Raw genomic sequence first — 14061 nt, forward strand, 5'->3', positions numbered from 1 at the left:
CGAGGACCCTGAGCCAGAGACCACCATCGAGTCGATGTCGACGCTGCCGATGGTGGACCCCGAGAAGTCCGCGGACACGTTCATCCAACGGTTGAGTGACAAGACAGCGCTCAGCGAGAACATGGCCGTCCATGTCCGGCTGCCCGAGCCGGCCAACGAGAAGCTCAAGGACAGCCTCATCCGCATCGTGGGCTCCGAGTCGAGCCCGGTGGTGATGTTCCGCTCGGACGCGCTCGTGCAGATGGGCCTCATCAAGTCCAGCCCGGGGCCTGAGTTCTTCACCTCGCTGTCGAACTTCGACGACAAGGAACTCGACCGCCGCCTTCAGACCGAGGCGGATCTGTTGTCGGGCAAGTTGGGTGAGACGACCCCGGAGACGGTCCTGTTCGAGGGCCGCTCGCCGGTGGCGATGACCAAGGGCCTGTCGTTCGACCTGGCGTCGCTCAACGCCGGCATCGCGGTCCCCGCCATGCTGTGCCCGGTGACGCCCGCGTCCACCACGGCCGCGTGGGGCAAGTCGCTGCTCATCACCGCGCCGCAGGTGGTGCAGGACCCCACGCGCACGTGGGACCCGTGCACGGGCGCCGGCACGCAGGGCGGTGTCTGGACGTTCGCGCACCTGATGCGCCAGCTGGCGACGAACTCGGGCAACACGCCGGAGGTCTTCGTGCAGCGCTGGCTGGAGACGTGGCTCAATCCGCAGGTCATCAACAATGACTCGGTGGCCCAGCGCCTCAACATGTTCAACCAGGTCATCCAGCCGTGGGCCACCGCCAGCGGCGGCACGGCGACCCTGGTGGTGGATGGCGCGGGCCGGTTGGGTGTCAGCCTCACGGCGCCGCTCAACCTCAACATCGCGCCCTTCCGGCTGCTGGCCATCGTGAACCGCGTGGACCTGGGCCGCACGGTGAATGGCCCGGCGGGCTACGGCGGCGGTACGACGAGCCAGCCGGTGAACGCGGGCGAGCTGCGCTTCATCTTCGGCGTGACGCAGAAGGTCTCCGCGACGAACTGCGGCCTGAAGCAGTTCACCACCATCTTCGAGTACGGCGTGCCCATCACCGGCTGCTCCAACGTGGTGGCCTGGGCGCGCGACTGGCTCAACCTCAACAGCTTCAGCACGTTCAACAGCGGCTACCTCACGGCGCTGCAGGGAATCACGCAGCGCGTGGTGATGGCGAACCTGGCGCCCACCAAGGGCAACAAGAACGCGCTGAACCAGATCCGCACCAACGAGATCGCCCTGGCGACGGACGGCAAGTGGGAGCTGCGCGAGTTCACCCTGAGCGCGGAGAACTTCGTGGCCAACACGGACACGCCGGTCAGCGGCCTTCTGCGTCCGCACACCGTGGCGCAGAGCCCGGATGACGGCCTGCACTCGGCGACGAGCAGCGCGCTGGTGGACCAGTACGTGCGCAACGTGGTGCTGCCCACAGTGCCGGCGGGCTCGGGCCCGGCGCCCGCGCAGTGCTCGTCCAACTACACGGTGCCCTACTCGTTCCTGGGCACGCGCTTCCGCGGTGGCAACTCGCTCATCCCGCCCAACTCCTGGAAGGCCACCAGCATCAACCCGGCGCTTCCCAAGGAGCTGTGCGCGCGGCATGACTTCTCGCTCAACACCTGCCAGGGCTGCCACCGCAGCGATACGGCCACCGTCTTCACCCACGTGAAGCCGACGACGGGCGTTCCCGCGGCGCTGTCCTCGTTCCTCACCGGCGGCGGCCCGGGCTCGTTCATCACCGTCTCGGACACGCAGTTCCCGGCCAGCGGCGCCAAGTGGCGCTTCGCGGACCTGGACCGTCGGTGGCGCCGGCTGCACCAGCTGGCCAACTGCACGTCCTGCTCGCGCTTCCCCATCTTCTCCGGCGGGCTGGTTGACGCCGTGGGCCAGATGGCCGGCGTGGTGCCCATCGACCCCGTGGGCCCGCTCAGCTCGGATCCGAAGTTCGAGGTCGGCCCCATCACCGACTTCGCCGTGGTCAAGAAGATCCTGGACAGCCGCGCGCAGTTCGCCGTCGGAGAGACCGAGGAGCCGCTGAACCTCGTCCGCCCGGCGGAGTCCTTCACGCACTGACGCTTCACCGCCTCCCCCACGCGCGCACGGGGCCTGCTTGCCCGTGCGCGCGGTCGTTATCGGTGCTCGGGCCCGCGCATGAGCAAGCGGATGCTCACGTCGAGCTGGCGCTGGCGTTCCTCGAGCAGCCTGCCCAGCTCCGCGACTTCCGTCCCCACCCGCGCGGCTCGCGAACTCCACGCTCGGCATCACCGGCGCGTCCCCGGAGCGCGAACGAAGGAGACGACCGAGGTCGAGCAGTGGCTGGGGAAGGAGCACGGAGCGCCCCGCGCCGCACCGCTCACGGAGGCGAGCCGCCCGACTCCGTGACGGGCTGCACCGCCGAGTGCGCGCGAACCGGGAGCGAGACGCGAAAGGTGGAGCCTCGCCCCAGCTCGCTCTCCACCCAGATGCGTCCGTCGTGGCGCTCGATGATGTCTCGGCAGATGTAGAGCCCCAGGCCCAACCCCCCGAAGCCCGACACGGGCGAGTTGTGCGCCCGGAAGAACCGGGTGAACAGACGCGCTTGCTCCTCGGAGGGAATCCCGATGCCCGAGTCCGTCACGGACAGCACGGCCGCGGTCCCCTCGCGCACGAGCGAGATGCGCACCGCGCCGCCCAGCGGGCTGTACTTGATGGCGTTCTCCACCAGGTTGGACAACACCTGGGTCAGCCGGCCTCGGTCCCCCTGAACGATGAGCGCTTCGCTCGGCGCCTCGTACGTCACCACGTGGCGTTCGCTCGCGTCGCGAAAGTCGGAGGACACGTCGCGCACCACGTCCTGGAGCGGCACGGGACCGCGCTGCATGTCCAGCCGCCCCGCCCCCACCAGGGATGCGTCCAGCAAGTCATTGACGAGCGACGCGAGCCGACGCACCTGACCGAGCGCCTTGTCCACGCGCTCGGGGGTGACGGGCTGGCCCGCGACGAGCGCGTTGCGCAACGACTGGAGCAGCAGGCGCAGGGGCGTCAGCGGCGTCTTGAGTTCATGCGAGGCGATGGAGAGGAAGTCGTCGCGCACCTGGATGGCCTCATGCGCTTCACGCAGGAGGCGCTCCCGCTCTCGGGCCGCGCGCACGCGCTGCGTGACGTCCCGGAAGCTCCACACGCGCCCGGTGAGGACGCCGCCGTGGCGCTGCGGCTGCGACGAGCGCTCCATCACCCGTCCATCGTTCAACTCGATGATGTCGAAGCTGTCCGCGTCCGGCGTCTCGTACAGCGCGCGCACGCGGGCGACGAACTGCTCCGGGTCCCTCACCTGCGCACGCGCCGTCTCCAGCATCCGCGCGTCCTGCCCCACCGTGAGCAGATCCTCGGACACGCCCCACATGCGCTGGAAACGGCGGTTGTAGGCCGTCAGTCGCCCCTCGCGGTCCACCACGAGGAGTCCGTCCGTCGTGGCGTCGAGCGTGGCCTCCAGCAAGGACACGGTGCGCTCCAAGCGCTCCTGCGCGCCCCGCTGCTGGGTGACGTCCACCATGATGCCGCGCAGGCGGTGAGGCCGCCCCGCGTCCGTCAGCACGGTGACCAGGTCTCGCAGCCACACCACGCGGCCGTCGGCGGTGAGCATCCGATACTCGAACTCGTGCGGCAGACACCGCTCGGCCGACTCGCGGCAGAACGACGCGGCCCAGTCCCGGTCATCCGGGTGCAGGTGCTTCACCCAGAAGCTCGGATCCTCGATCCACTGGCGCGCGGGATAGCCGAGCAGCCGCTCCGCCTGCTGACTCACGAAGGTGAAGTGGAAGCTCGCGTCGGCCTCCCACACGATGCCATCGATGCTGTCGATGAGCTCTTCCAGCTCGCGCCTCGCGCGCGTGAGTTGAAGCTCGGCGACCTCACAGCGCGCCGTGGCCGGGTCGGGATCCAACGCGGTGTCCCCCGCGCCCAACACCTGCACCATGCCCAGCACCTGTCCCGCGTCGTCCGCCCCCTCCACGAGGCTGAGCGCGATGGACAGCCGCAGCACGCCGCCCTCGGGGCACGTCACGCGCACCTCCACCGTCCGCGGGGCACGCGAGGCCACGGCCGAACGCCACGTGTCTCGCAGAGCGGGCAGGTCCCTCGGGTCCACGATGCGCTCGAGCAGCGCGGGCTCCCAGGCCTCGCCGTCGCGGCGGCCGAGCACCTGGGCGAGCGAGCGGCTCAGCCAGCGCAGGCGCGGCGGCTCGCGCTCGCCCATCCACAGCAGGGGCGCCACGGGGGGAAGCGGCACGGAGGGGCTCACGCTGTCCGACGGTGTTCCGCTCATGGCCCCTCCTTTCCTGGGACGTGATGTCCGGCGGCATGGGCTCCCTGGAGAAACACCGCGCACCTCCGGGCCGCACCTTAGAACCCAGGACTCCGCGCGCCGCGCCGAGGCCCAGGCGAGCAGCCGTCAGGGGGCGGAGGGGGAGCGGCCCTGGTACTGCAGCAGCTCCTTGTCGAAGAGCTCCGACGAGAAACCGACGACGAGGCGCCCCCCGAAGTCGGTGATGGGGACCCCATCGTAGGTCACCTGGGCTTGGAGCCGCTTGTTGCGCAGCTCCTGGCGCGCGGCGGGGTCCCTGCTGACGTCCTTCTGGAGGAAGGGGATGTGCTTGGACGTGAGGAAGGTCACGGCATCGCGACACACGTTGCACCCTCCGGCGACGTAGAGGACGACGGCGCGATGGGCAGGTCCCGCGGCGCCCTGCTCTGGCCCCTGCCCCTTCGGCGCATCCGCCGCGGCGTCCTGCGCCGCGGCGAGGTGCGCGTCCATGGCCTCCAGTTGTCCGCGGGCCTTCTTGGTCGTCGACTCCTGCGCGGCCGCGTCCTTGCGGAGCGCGCGCCACCGCGCCTGGGCCGGCCTGGCCAGTGACGGGGGGACCTCCGCGGACAGCAGCGAGAGCACGCGAGACCACTCCGCCTCGCCGCTGGCGATCTCCGCCCGCAGCAGGCGCGCGGCGGGCGCGGAGTTCGTCACGCGCAGCCACTTCTCGCACGCGTCCTCCGCGGAGGAGATCTGCTTCTCCGCGAAGTAGGCGCGCGAAGCCACCTCGAGCGCGGCGGGCTGCTCCGCGTCGTAGCGCAGCGACATCTGCGAGAACTGCAGCGCGAGCATGGTGTCCTTCTTCGCGAGCGCGGCGCGGCTCGCGTCCGCGAGCACCCCCGCGGCGGGGGCGCGCTCCTCGGCGGACAACGTCTGCCCATCCAGCGCGAAGAGGACGTCGTCGAGGTGGCCCTTCTTGAGATGCCCCCGAGCAACGTCCACGGGCGAGGCCGCGAGCACGGGAGCAGCGAGCGACAGCAACAGCACGAGTGCAAGGCGCATGGCGTGCGCAGACTAGGCCAGCGCCTCACCTCGCGCAGCAGGCACGTGAACGGCCGCGGACAGGTCCGCGGTCCCCCCGAGGAAGTCTCGAGAGTGCGCCTGGCACCACGCCTCGAAGCTGCGCGGACGCTGGCCCGTCATCTGTTCAACGGTGGGTGTCACCACCGCTGCCCTGCCTGCTCTGACCTGAGCGGAATCCTGCACCACCGCCTCCGCGACCAACTCCGGGCAGCCCGTCTTGCGAAGGAGCGAAGCAGCGGCCTCCACCGACAGGTTCACCCCGCGCAGTGGACGACCCAGCGCGGCGGACAGGATGCGCACCTGCTCGCCCACGCTCAGCAGCTCGGCACCGGTGAGTTCGTACGTCCTGCCCTCGTGGCCCGGCGTGGTCAGCGCGGTGGCCGCGACGCGGGCGATGTCGCTCGCGTCGATGGGGGCGACCCGGCCGTCTCCCGTGAAATGGTACACGGCGCCCTCCGCGCGGATGGAGGCCGCCCACTGGAGCGCGTCCGACATGCAGGCGCCCGGACGAATGGCGGTCCACGCCAGCCCCGAGGTCTCCAGCAGTTGCTCGCGCTCGCGATGCCACTGCCCCAACAAGGACAGCGGCGCCATGCCCGCCGACAGCGCGGACAGCGTCACCACGTGCCGCACGCCGGAGTGCTTCGCCGCCTCCAACGCGTGCGCCGCGGGCACCAGCGTGGGCCCCGACGTCTGGAGCAACAGCCGCTCCACGTCGCGCATGGCGACGCGCAGCGAGTCCGGCCGCCCCAGGTCACCGCGCGCCACCTCCACCCGCGCGTCCAGCCCCGCCGGCCGCGCGCCGTCCCGGCTGAGCACGCGGACGCGCTCACCCGCCGAGAGCAACTGCGTGACGACGGCGCGCCCCACGCGGCCCGTCGCGCCCGTTACGAGAATCATCGTCCACCTCGCAGCTTGTCCACGCCGGCATCCTCGGGGGCGTGCGTGAAGCCAACCCCCTGAGGCGTGTGAAGAAATGCAAAGCGACGGGCGCTCTCCCACGAAGGCGCGGCGGCCTGCGTCAGAACGCGAAGGTGCGCGCGATGATCTCCTTCATGACCTCGGAGGTGCCGCCCCCGATGGTGAGCATGCGCGCGTCGCGCCACGCGCGGGCCACGGGCGTCTCCTCCACGTAGCCCATGCCGCCGTAGAACTGCTGACAGTCATAGGCCACGCGCTGGGCCAGCTCGCTGGTGAGCAGCTTGGCCATGGAGATCTCCTTCACGGGCTTGGCCTTGCGGCTGCGCTCATACAGGTCCACCGCGTGGTAGGTCAGGCGCCGCGCGGCCTCCAGCATCGTCAGGTGCTCGACGAACTTGTGGCGCCACACCTGGAAGTCGATCAACCGCTGACCGAAGGCCTCTCGCTCGCGGCCGTATCGCAGCGCGTCCTTCAAGAGCCACTCCATCACCGCCACCGTGTTGAGCGCCGTCACGAGGCGCTCCGAGTGGAAGCTGCTCATGATGTACGAGAAGCCGTCGTTCTCGCGGCCGAGCACGTAGCGCGCGGGGATGCGGCAGTCCTCGAAGTAGAGGAGGGCCATGTCCGACGCGCGCTGCCCTACCTTCTCCAGCTTGCGCGACACCTGGAAGCCCTTCACATCCGTGGGGAACGTCACCAGCGAGATGCCCGAGGCACCCGGGCCGCCCGTGCGCACCGCCAGCACGAGGAAGTCCGCGCTCGCGCCGTTGGTGATCCACGCCTTCGAGCCGTGAATGACGTAGTCGTCGCCGTCTCGCCGCGCGGTGGTGCGCAGCTGCGCCAGGTCCGAGCCGGCGCTCGACTCACTCATCGCCAGCGCGGCGATGCGCTCCCCGCGGAGCGCGGGCGCGAGGAACTCGCGCTGCTGCTCATCCGTGCCCAGCTCGTTGAGCACCGGCGTGGCCATCTGCCCTTGCACCAGCAGCGCCATGCTCACGCCCGCGTTCTGACTGCGCGCCAGCTCCTCCGCGAACGCCGCCACGTACCAGTAATCCAGACCGCTGCCCCCATGGCGCGGATCATGGTTGATGCCGAAGAGCCCCAGCGCGCCGCACTTCGCGAACACGTCGCGCGGGAAGCTCCCCGCCCGGTCCCACTCCAGCGCGTGGGGCGCCAGCTCCCGCTCCACGAACTGCCGCACCGTGCGGCGGAAGGCGTCGTGCTCCGGGGTGAACCGCTCGTGCATGGTGCGAGTCCTTGGGGACAGGGTCCGCCCGACTCGCGCGATATTAGTCGTGCCTGACGGGTTCGTCAGGACTTGATGGACCCGCCGCCCTGGCACCCGCGTGGGGGGCCAAGGGCGCGCGGGGCCGCGTCAGAACGGGAGCCAGACGATGCGCAGGCCCATGGTGAAGAGCGCGTGGAAGCCGTCCTTCACGGCGGACACCTGGCTCTCGATGGGCTCGGTGTTGGGGACGCTCAACGTCACCGTCTGCGTGCCGGTGCGCACGGTGTAGCTGCCCACCGAGGCCGTGAAGATGGGGCCCGCCGCCACATAGCGACCGAGCCGGAGGTCACCGCCAAAGGAGAGCCGCGCGAAGGTGGGGCCTCGGTCGGTGACGTGCGTCTCCAGCTTCGCGGGCACCGCGCCCACGCCGGCCACGGGCACGGTGATGTCCCCCTTCACGCGGCTCTTGAGGAACTCCATGCCCACGCCCAGCCCCACCCACGGGTCGAACATGCCGAGCGCGAAGTGGTAGCGGGCCTCGACGCCGAAGCGCCATTGCCACGTGGAGCAATCAAACCCATCAGGACAGGAGAGCGGATTGCTCTTGGTGAAGACGGGCTCGTAGGAGCCGTAGGCCCCGCCGTACAGGTGCGGCGTGGCGCGGTAGCCCACCTCCAGGAGGATGGGCAGCGAGGCCTTCGCGGCGTCGGTGATCTTGAGGTTCTCCAATTGGCCCGTGCGCGACGTGCCGTCCTTGTAGACGTAGCCCGCGCCCAGGCCGCCGTTCACGCTGAGCGCCATCTGGAAGCCGGTGGTGTTCTTGATGGCCTCGATGCGGGCCGCCTTGATGCGGGCCTCCATGCTCGTGGCATCGGCTCCGGGTGGAGCCCCTTGCGCCTCCTGGCTCTCTTGGGCCGCCGCGGATGCGGCGAATCCCAGCGTGAACAGCACCGACAGCGTCCAGCAAAGCCTTGCAGTCCTCGGCATGCGCCCCTCCGTGAGCAGAGCGGCAGCGACTGTGGGCGCGCCATGGAAGGCAAGGGAAGGCGAAGAAGGGCTCAGCGTTGGAGGACGACAGTGGCCGCGCTCACAACGTCAAACACTGTAGCAATCTGGCCCGCAAAACCAACGGGTTGACCTGAGCGAGCCCAGAGGTCACCTTGCGCGCCCGACGCAAAGCCCGGGCATGACGCCCGAGCGCGCACCGTCGCGAGGAGCAGACCATGGGCCAGCCCGAGCAGGAGCTCTCCGTGGAGGATCGCGCGCTCATCGCGGAGGAGGAGGCGCTGCTGGAGCGTGTGCGACAGGCCATCGGCCTCGCACGTCAGGCGGCGGCGGGGCGGGCGCTGGACACTCGCGGACTGGTGGCCCAGCTCCAGGTGCTCCGCGACGACGCGTCCACGGCCCACGAGGCGGACCTCCCGCACATCTTCACGCAGATGAACGAGGCCCGCGCGCTGATGGAGCGCCAGACGCCCGTCACGCTGCCGGACCCGCAGGCGCCCTACTTCGCGCACCTGCGCCTGGAGGGCGTCACCGGCGAGCGCGACTACCTGCTGGGCCGCACCACCTTCGCGGACGTGAGCGCGGGCGTGCGCGTCATCGACTGGCGCTTCGCCCCCGTGGCGCGCGTGTTCTACGGCTACGAGGAGGGCGACGCGTACGAGGAGTCCTTCGGGGACCGAATCTCCGAGGGCACCGTCACCGCGCGGCGGCTGGTGGTCATCGAGCGCGGCGTGTTGACGCGCGTGAGCGTGGGCGCGCGGGTGTTGGAGCGCGCCCCCGAGGGGGCGTGGCGGCGCGCGGGGATGGGCGCGGCGGCGCTGCTCGCGGGGGGCACGGGCAAGGCGGCGCGGCCCGAGTTCCTCGGCGTTGGCAAGGGCCAGGCCCTGAGCGCGGACGCCTTTGGCGTCACGGCGCTGCTGGACGCCGAGCAGTACGAGGCCGTCAGCACCGGCGCGGACGAGCCCCTCCTGGTGCTGGGCAGCGCCGGCAGCGGCAAGACGACGGTGGCGCTGCATCGGCTGGCGAAGATTGCCTTCGACGCGCCCGCGAAGTACCCGCCCGCGCGCACCCAGGTCATCGTCCCCGAGGAGGGGCTGGCGCGGCTGTCACGGCGCCTGCTCGCGCCGCTCGGACTGGGGCGCGTGTCCGTGCAGACGCTGGAGGCATGGTCGCTGGCGACGGCGCGCTCGGTGTTCAGCGTGCCGGGCATCAAGCTGGCCCCGGAGACCCCCGCGCTCGTCTCGCGCCTCAAGCGCCACCCGGCCCTGCGCCGCGCGCTCGCGGCCCGCGTGGGTGTGCCGAAGAAGTCCACCTCGGTGACGCTGGACCGCCTGCGCACGCGGCTGACCGACGCGTACATGGACCGCCGCTTCCTCGAGAGCGTGGTGACCGCGGCCCGGGGCGAGCTGCCGCTCACGGCCATCGAGGAGACGCTGGAGCACACCAAGCTCCAGCTCGCCGTGCCGCTCTCCCGCGCGCTCAAGGACTATGACCCGGAGAGCCTCGTCACCGTGGATGGCAAGTCCATCGAGGCCGACACGCCGGACGCGCTCGCCGAGACGCTCGACCTGGATGACCTGCCCATCCTGATGTTCCTCAAGGGACAACACGGCCCGCTGGGCGCGGACCGGGTGGCGCACATCGTGCTCGACGAGGCCGAGGACTTCTCGCTCTTCGAGCTGTATGTCGTGGGACAGCTCTTGGGCGAGGGGCGCAGCTGCACGCTGGCGGGCGACGAGATGCAGCAGACGACCTCGGGCTTCGCGGGCTGGTCCGCCGCGCTGGGCGAGCTGGACATCCGCGACGCCGCCACCTGTCGCCTGCAGGTGTCCTACCGTTGTCCCAAGCCCGTGGTGACGCTCGCGCAGCACGTGCTCGGGCCGCTGGCGCCCGCCGCGCCCGCGCGCCCCGGTCGAGATGGCGCGCCCGTGGGCTTCCACCACTTCCCGGACGAGGCGCAGACCTGGCTCTTCCTGGGCGACGCGCTGAGGGACCTGGTGCTGCGCGAGCCGCACGCCTCCGTGGGCGTCATCGCCAGCAGCCGAGACGCCGCCGAGTCGTTCTACCGCGTCATCGCCGACATGCCGTGGGCCCGGCTGGTGCGCGACGGCGAGTTCTCCTTCGAGCCCGGCGTGGACGTGACGGACGTGGACAACGTGAAGGGGCTGGAGTTCGACTACGTGCTCCTGCCCGACGTGACGGCGCGCGCCTACCCCAGCGAGGACGATGCCCGCCGCCGGCTGCACGTGGCCGTCACCCGCACGTCCCACCAGCTCTGGGTGCTGTCGTCCGGCGTCCGCTCGCCGCTGGTGCGCCACTTCAGCCCCTGAGCGTCAGCCCTGGAGGGGCCCGTCCGGGCAGGCGGGCGCCGGCCGTTCCGATGCACAAAGACGCGCCCGAACGGTCCAGGGCGTGCACAATCTCGGGGCATGAACGTCACGCTCGAGCAGGCCCGCGCATTGGACGCGCTCGCCCGGCACCAGACCTTCGCCGCCGCGGCCGAGGCGCTGCACAAGGGCCACACCGCGGTGCTGTACGCGCTGCGGACCCTGGAGGAGCAGACGGAGCTGGTGCTGCTGGACCGGCGGGGCTACCGGACGCGGCTGACGCCCGCGGGGGAGCGGGTGCTGGAGCACTGCCGCCGGCTGCTGGCGGCCGAGCGCGAGTTGGCGGCGGCCTGCGCGGAGATTCGCTCCGGCTGGGAGCCCAGCCTGCGCGTCATCTTTGACGGCATCTTCCCCGCCGAGCCCGTGCTGCGCGTGGTGAAGCAGCTGCGGGCCGAGGGCGCGGGCACGCGCTTCCACGTGTCCACCGAGTTCCTCGCCGGCGTGGAGGCGGCCTTCACCCGCGACGAGGCGGACCTCATGGTGTCGCTCCTGCCGCCCTCGCTGCCGGGCCTGCGCTCCTACGCCCTGCCCGTGCTCAAGGCGGTGCTGGTCGCGCACCGAGACCACCCGCTGGCCCGCCGTCGCGGCCCCCTGCGCGACGAGGACCTGGAGCCTCACCTGCTGCTCACCGTGCGCGGCTCCGACCCGCGCCTCCAGCTGAGCACCGGCCCATTGGAGACGCGCTCCACCGTGCACCTCAACGACTTCGCGTCCAAGAAGGCCGCCATCATGGAGGGGCTCGGGTTCGGCTGGTTGCCGGAGCATCTGGCCGGGCGCGAGCTCAAGCGCGGCGTGCTGCGCGCGCTCAAGCTCCCCGGGGGCGCCATCCATGCCTTCCAGCCTCGGCTGCATCACCGCGCGGCCACGCACCCGGGGCGCGCCGCCAGCCGCATGGTGCGCGCGCTCACCGGCGAGGAGCCCGTGACGTGACGCGGGCGCGGGCTCAGTTCCCGCCGCCGCGCTGGCGCCACTCACGCTGACGCTTCGCCGTCGCCTCGCGACGCGCGAGCGCCTCGTCCGTCTGCCGCGGCAGCTCCTGCAGCCGCGTGGTGTGCATCTTGATGCTCAGCTCGTAGAGCCCCTGGTCCTGGTCCGGCAGCGAGTCCCCGTACTCCCCCAGCACGCCCTGCGCGAACGCGATGGAGTCCTCCGAGAGCTTGCGGCGGTAGTCGAAGTACCGGTGGATTTCTTCCTCGGTGGCCTCGCCGGTCTGCACCTTGCCGAAGACGACGTTCCACTGACGCTCGGCCTCGGCCCGCTTGCGCAGCACCTCGGGGTCCTTCGTCGGGACGCCCACCTCCCAGTAGAGGTTGTCCGGCATCCGCGCGCGCAGCCGCTCCAGGTCCACCAGCGTCCGCGCCGACTCCTCGGGCGCCTCGGGCAGCTTCGCCACCGCCGCCGCGACGAGGTCCGGGCCTCCCTCCCTCGCGCGAGGCGCCACCGCCGCCGACGCGGGCACGGGAGCCGGCTCGGACGGACGCGGACGCGCGGCTTCACTCGGGGAGACGGGCGCCCCCCCTGGCGGCGCGCGCAGCGTGTCCACCGCCACGAACACCCCCGCCACCAGCAGGACCGACGCGGCGAGCAGCGGCAGCTTCCAACGGGCCTTGTCGCTCATTCCAACTCAGATTGCCCGCGCGCCCCGCGCCACGCAACCCACGCGCCCATTCATGCCGCATCGCATCAACAAGCGTCTCCCCGGAAGTCGACGCACAACCTACATTTCTGAACTTACCGGACCTGCAAATTTTCCTGCTTTCCATTGATACATTGTATCATCAGGGGCTTCACCCAACCCGCAGTCCCCTGGAGAAGCTGGATGCGACGCACTCTATTGATGAGTCTCCTGGCGCTGATGGCGCCGCTGAGCGCCGCGCGAGCCGAGGTCATCGTTTCGGGCATCGTTGACGTGCTCGTGGACGGAGGCAACAACTACAACTGGCAGAAGGTGGAGCTGCCCGGGACGAAGTGTGGCAATGGCTCGCAGTACAAGTTCTTCATGAGGAAGACGAGCTCGCCCAACCTGCTCTTCCTCTTCGAGGGTGGCGGGGCGTGCTGGGACTACGACACGTGTAGCGGGCGCGCGGGCGTCCTGGGCGCGGCCAATCCCAACGGCATCGCCGACGACTACATGACGCAGTTCACGGCGAAGTACGTGTCGCCCATCGTGAACGGCGCGGATCCAGGCCTGCCGGGCCGCAGCAAGAAGGACCTGGTCACCAAGGACTGGAACATCGTCTACATGCCGTACTGCACGGGTGACGTGCACATCGGCAACAACACCGCGACCTACGTGGACCCCACGGGCGCCAACCCGCCGCTGACCTGGTCGCACTCGGGCTACACCAACACGCTGGCCGCGGCGAACTACGCGAAGACGCAGTTCCCCGCGGTGCAGAAGATGCTCGTGACGGGCTACAGCGCGGGCGGCACGGCGACGTCGTCCTCGTACTACTTCGTCCGCAAGATCATGAACCCGGCGAAGGGCTACTTCATCAACGACTCGGGCCCCATCTTCCTGGCGCCGAACGTGGATGCCCTGTCCCGCCCGCTGCACGACAAGATTCGCCAGTCGTGGGCGCTCAACTCGGTGTTCAGCCTGCTGCCCTCCACGTTCAACCAGAACGACTTCGGCAGCATCAACCGCATGGTGGCCCTGGAGTTCCCGAACGATCAGCTCGCGTACACGGGCTACACCATGGACTACAACTACTCGCGCTTCTCCTATGAGCGCTTCCGCACGCCGAACGACGAGGCGGCCATCCACGCGTACTGGAAGGTGGACCAGGACAAGCTGGTGACGGAGCTGAACAACTACAACAACTTCAGCTACTTCATCCCCCACCAGCGCGCCATCAACGCCAGCCACTGCAGCACCATCATCACGTTCATTGGCAGCCACGCGTGCCAGCGCATGGAGAAGAAGCACTATTGGTACGAGTACATCCCGGAGCCGTGGCAGAGCTACAAGTGCTACAGCGAGTTCGTCCCGATGGAGACGTTCCTCTCGCGCTTCATCAATGACAACCAGCGCGTGCGCATCTACGAGCCGGCCAACGGCTACAACGCCGAGGACCCGGGCATGGGCATCGTGGCGCCGCTCATCAATGGCGCCATCGGCGGCTAGGCCCTTCGGCTGACGCACCCCCGACGG

Annotated in this window: 10 protein-coding genes; 4 read left to right on the forward strand and 6 right to left on the reverse strand. The window is 70.3% G+C overall.

Annotation, left to right across the window (positions count from 1 at the left end):
* The first annotated feature begins 34 nt into the window (after positions 1 to 34).
* Positions 35 to 2074, forward strand: a complete 2040-nt coding sequence (locus KRR26_RS20950) for a hypothetical protein (protein WP_217080646.1) — start codon at positions 35 to 37, stop codon at positions 2072 to 2074.
* A gap of 280 nt (positions 2075 to 2354) precedes the next feature.
* Here KRR26_RS20950 and KRR26_RS20955 read toward each other — a convergent pair whose 3' ends face one another.
* From KRR26_RS20955 to KRR26_RS20975, 5 genes are all read right to left on the reverse strand, one after another.
* On the reverse strand, positions 2355 to 4304 hold the full coding sequence (locus KRR26_RS20955) for a sensor histidine kinase (RefSeq protein ID WP_233577364.1): 1950 nt from the start codon (positions 4302 to 4304) through the stop codon (positions 2355 to 2357).
* A gap of 126 nt (positions 4305 to 4430) precedes the next feature.
* Positions 4431 to 5345 carry a glutaredoxin family protein gene (locus KRR26_RS20960; RefSeq protein ID WP_217080647.1) on the reverse strand — a complete coding sequence of 305 codons (915 nt, stop codon included), beginning with the start codon at positions 5343 to 5345 and terminating at the stop codon, positions 4431 to 4433.
* 12 nt (positions 5346 to 5357) lie between these two features.
* The gene (locus KRR26_RS20965) at positions 5358 to 6266 is read right to left on the reverse strand and encodes an SDR family oxidoreductase (RefSeq protein WP_217080648.1); all 909 of its coding nucleotides are present in this window, start codon (positions 6264 to 6266) and stop codon (positions 5358 to 5360) included.
* A gap of 121 nt (positions 6267 to 6387) precedes the next feature.
* Positions 6388 to 7533, reverse strand: a complete 1146-nt coding sequence (locus KRR26_RS20970; RefSeq protein ID WP_217080649.1) for an acyl-CoA dehydrogenase family protein — start codon at positions 7531 to 7533, stop codon at positions 6388 to 6390.
* A 129-nt stretch (positions 7534 to 7662) separates the two neighbouring features.
* The gene (locus KRR26_RS20975; RefSeq protein ID WP_217080650.1) at positions 7663 to 8502 is read right to left on the reverse strand and encodes a hypothetical protein; all 840 of its coding nucleotides are present in this window, start codon (positions 8500 to 8502) and stop codon (positions 7663 to 7665) included.
* 236 nt (positions 8503 to 8738) lie between these two features.
* Between KRR26_RS20975 and KRR26_RS20980 the strand changes: the two genes are divergently transcribed.
* Positions 8739 to 10850, forward strand: coding sequence for an ATP-binding domain-containing protein (locus KRR26_RS20980; RefSeq protein WP_120209258.1), 2112 nt, complete (start codon positions 8739 to 8741; stop codon positions 10848 to 10850).
* A 99-nt stretch (positions 10851 to 10949) separates the two neighbouring features.
* Positions 10950 to 11837 (forward strand): LysR family transcriptional regulator, encoded by an 888-nt coding sequence (locus tag KRR26_RS20985; protein WP_120209259.1) that lies wholly within the window; start codon positions 10950 to 10952, stop codon positions 11835 to 11837.
* A 13-nt stretch (positions 11838 to 11850) separates the two neighbouring features.
* On the opposite strand, the gene KRR26_RS20990 is transcribed toward KRR26_RS20985, so the two are convergent.
* Entirely contained in the window at positions 11851 to 12525 is a 675-nt protein-coding gene (locus KRR26_RS20990) for a hypothetical protein (RefSeq protein WP_217080651.1), read from the reverse strand.
* A gap of 201 nt (positions 12526 to 12726) precedes the next feature.
* Here KRR26_RS20990 and KRR26_RS20995 point away from each other — a divergent pair, with 201 nt between their 5' ends.
* Complete coding sequence (locus KRR26_RS20995; protein WP_217080652.1) at positions 12727 to 14034, forward strand: pectinacetylesterase family protein; 1308 nt, start codon at positions 12727 to 12729, stop codon at positions 14032 to 14034.
* The last annotated feature ends 27 nt before the right edge of the window (positions 14035 to 14061 follow it).

Origin of the sequence: Citreicoccus inhibens, from assembly GCF_019039035.1 — a bacterium.
Classification (GTDB): Bacteria; Myxococcota; Myxococcia; order Myxococcales; family Myxococcaceae; genus Citreicoccus; species Citreicoccus inhibens.

What these genes read in the sequence shown, in the direction of transcription:
- KRR26_RS20965 (WP_217080648.1), bottom strand. Translation starts at nt 6,266, where the DNA reads ATGATTCTCGTAACGGGCGCGACGGGCCGCGTGGGGCGCGCCGTCGTC.
- KRR26_RS20955 (WP_233577364.1), bottom strand. Translation starts at nt 4,304, where the DNA reads ATGAGCGGAACACCGTCGGACAGCGTGAGCCCCTCCGTGCCGCTTCCC.
- KRR26_RS20950 (WP_217080646.1), top strand. Translation starts at nt 35, where the DNA reads ATGTCGACGCTGCCGATGGTGGACCCCGAGAAGTCCGCGGACACGTTC.
- KRR26_RS20960 (WP_217080647.1), bottom strand. Translation starts at nt 5,345, where the DNA reads ATGCGCCTTGCACTCGTGCTGTTGCTGTCGCTCGCTGCTCCCGTGCTC.
- KRR26_RS20985 (WP_120209259.1), top strand. Translation starts at nt 10,950, where the DNA reads ATGAACGTCACGCTCGAGCAGGCCCGCGCATTGGACGCGCTCGCCCGG.
- KRR26_RS20995 (WP_217080652.1), top strand. Translation starts at nt 12,727, where the DNA reads ATGCGACGCACTCTATTGATGAGTCTCCTGGCGCTGATGGCGCCGCTG.
- KRR26_RS20970 (WP_217080649.1), bottom strand. Translation starts at nt 7,533, where the DNA reads ATGCACGAGCGGTTCACCCCGGAGCACGACGCCTTCCGCCGCACGGTG.
- KRR26_RS20975 (WP_217080650.1), bottom strand. Translation starts at nt 8,502, where the DNA reads ATGCCGAGGACTGCAAGGCTTTGCTGGACGCTGTCGGTGCTGTTCACG.
- KRR26_RS20990 (WP_217080651.1), bottom strand. Translation starts at nt 12,525, where the DNA reads ATGAGCGACAAGGCCCGTTGGAAGCTGCCGCTGCTCGCCGCGTCGGTC.
- KRR26_RS20980 (WP_120209258.1), top strand. Translation starts at nt 8,739, where the DNA reads ATGGGCCAGCCCGAGCAGGAGCTCTCCGTGGAGGATCGCGCGCTCATC.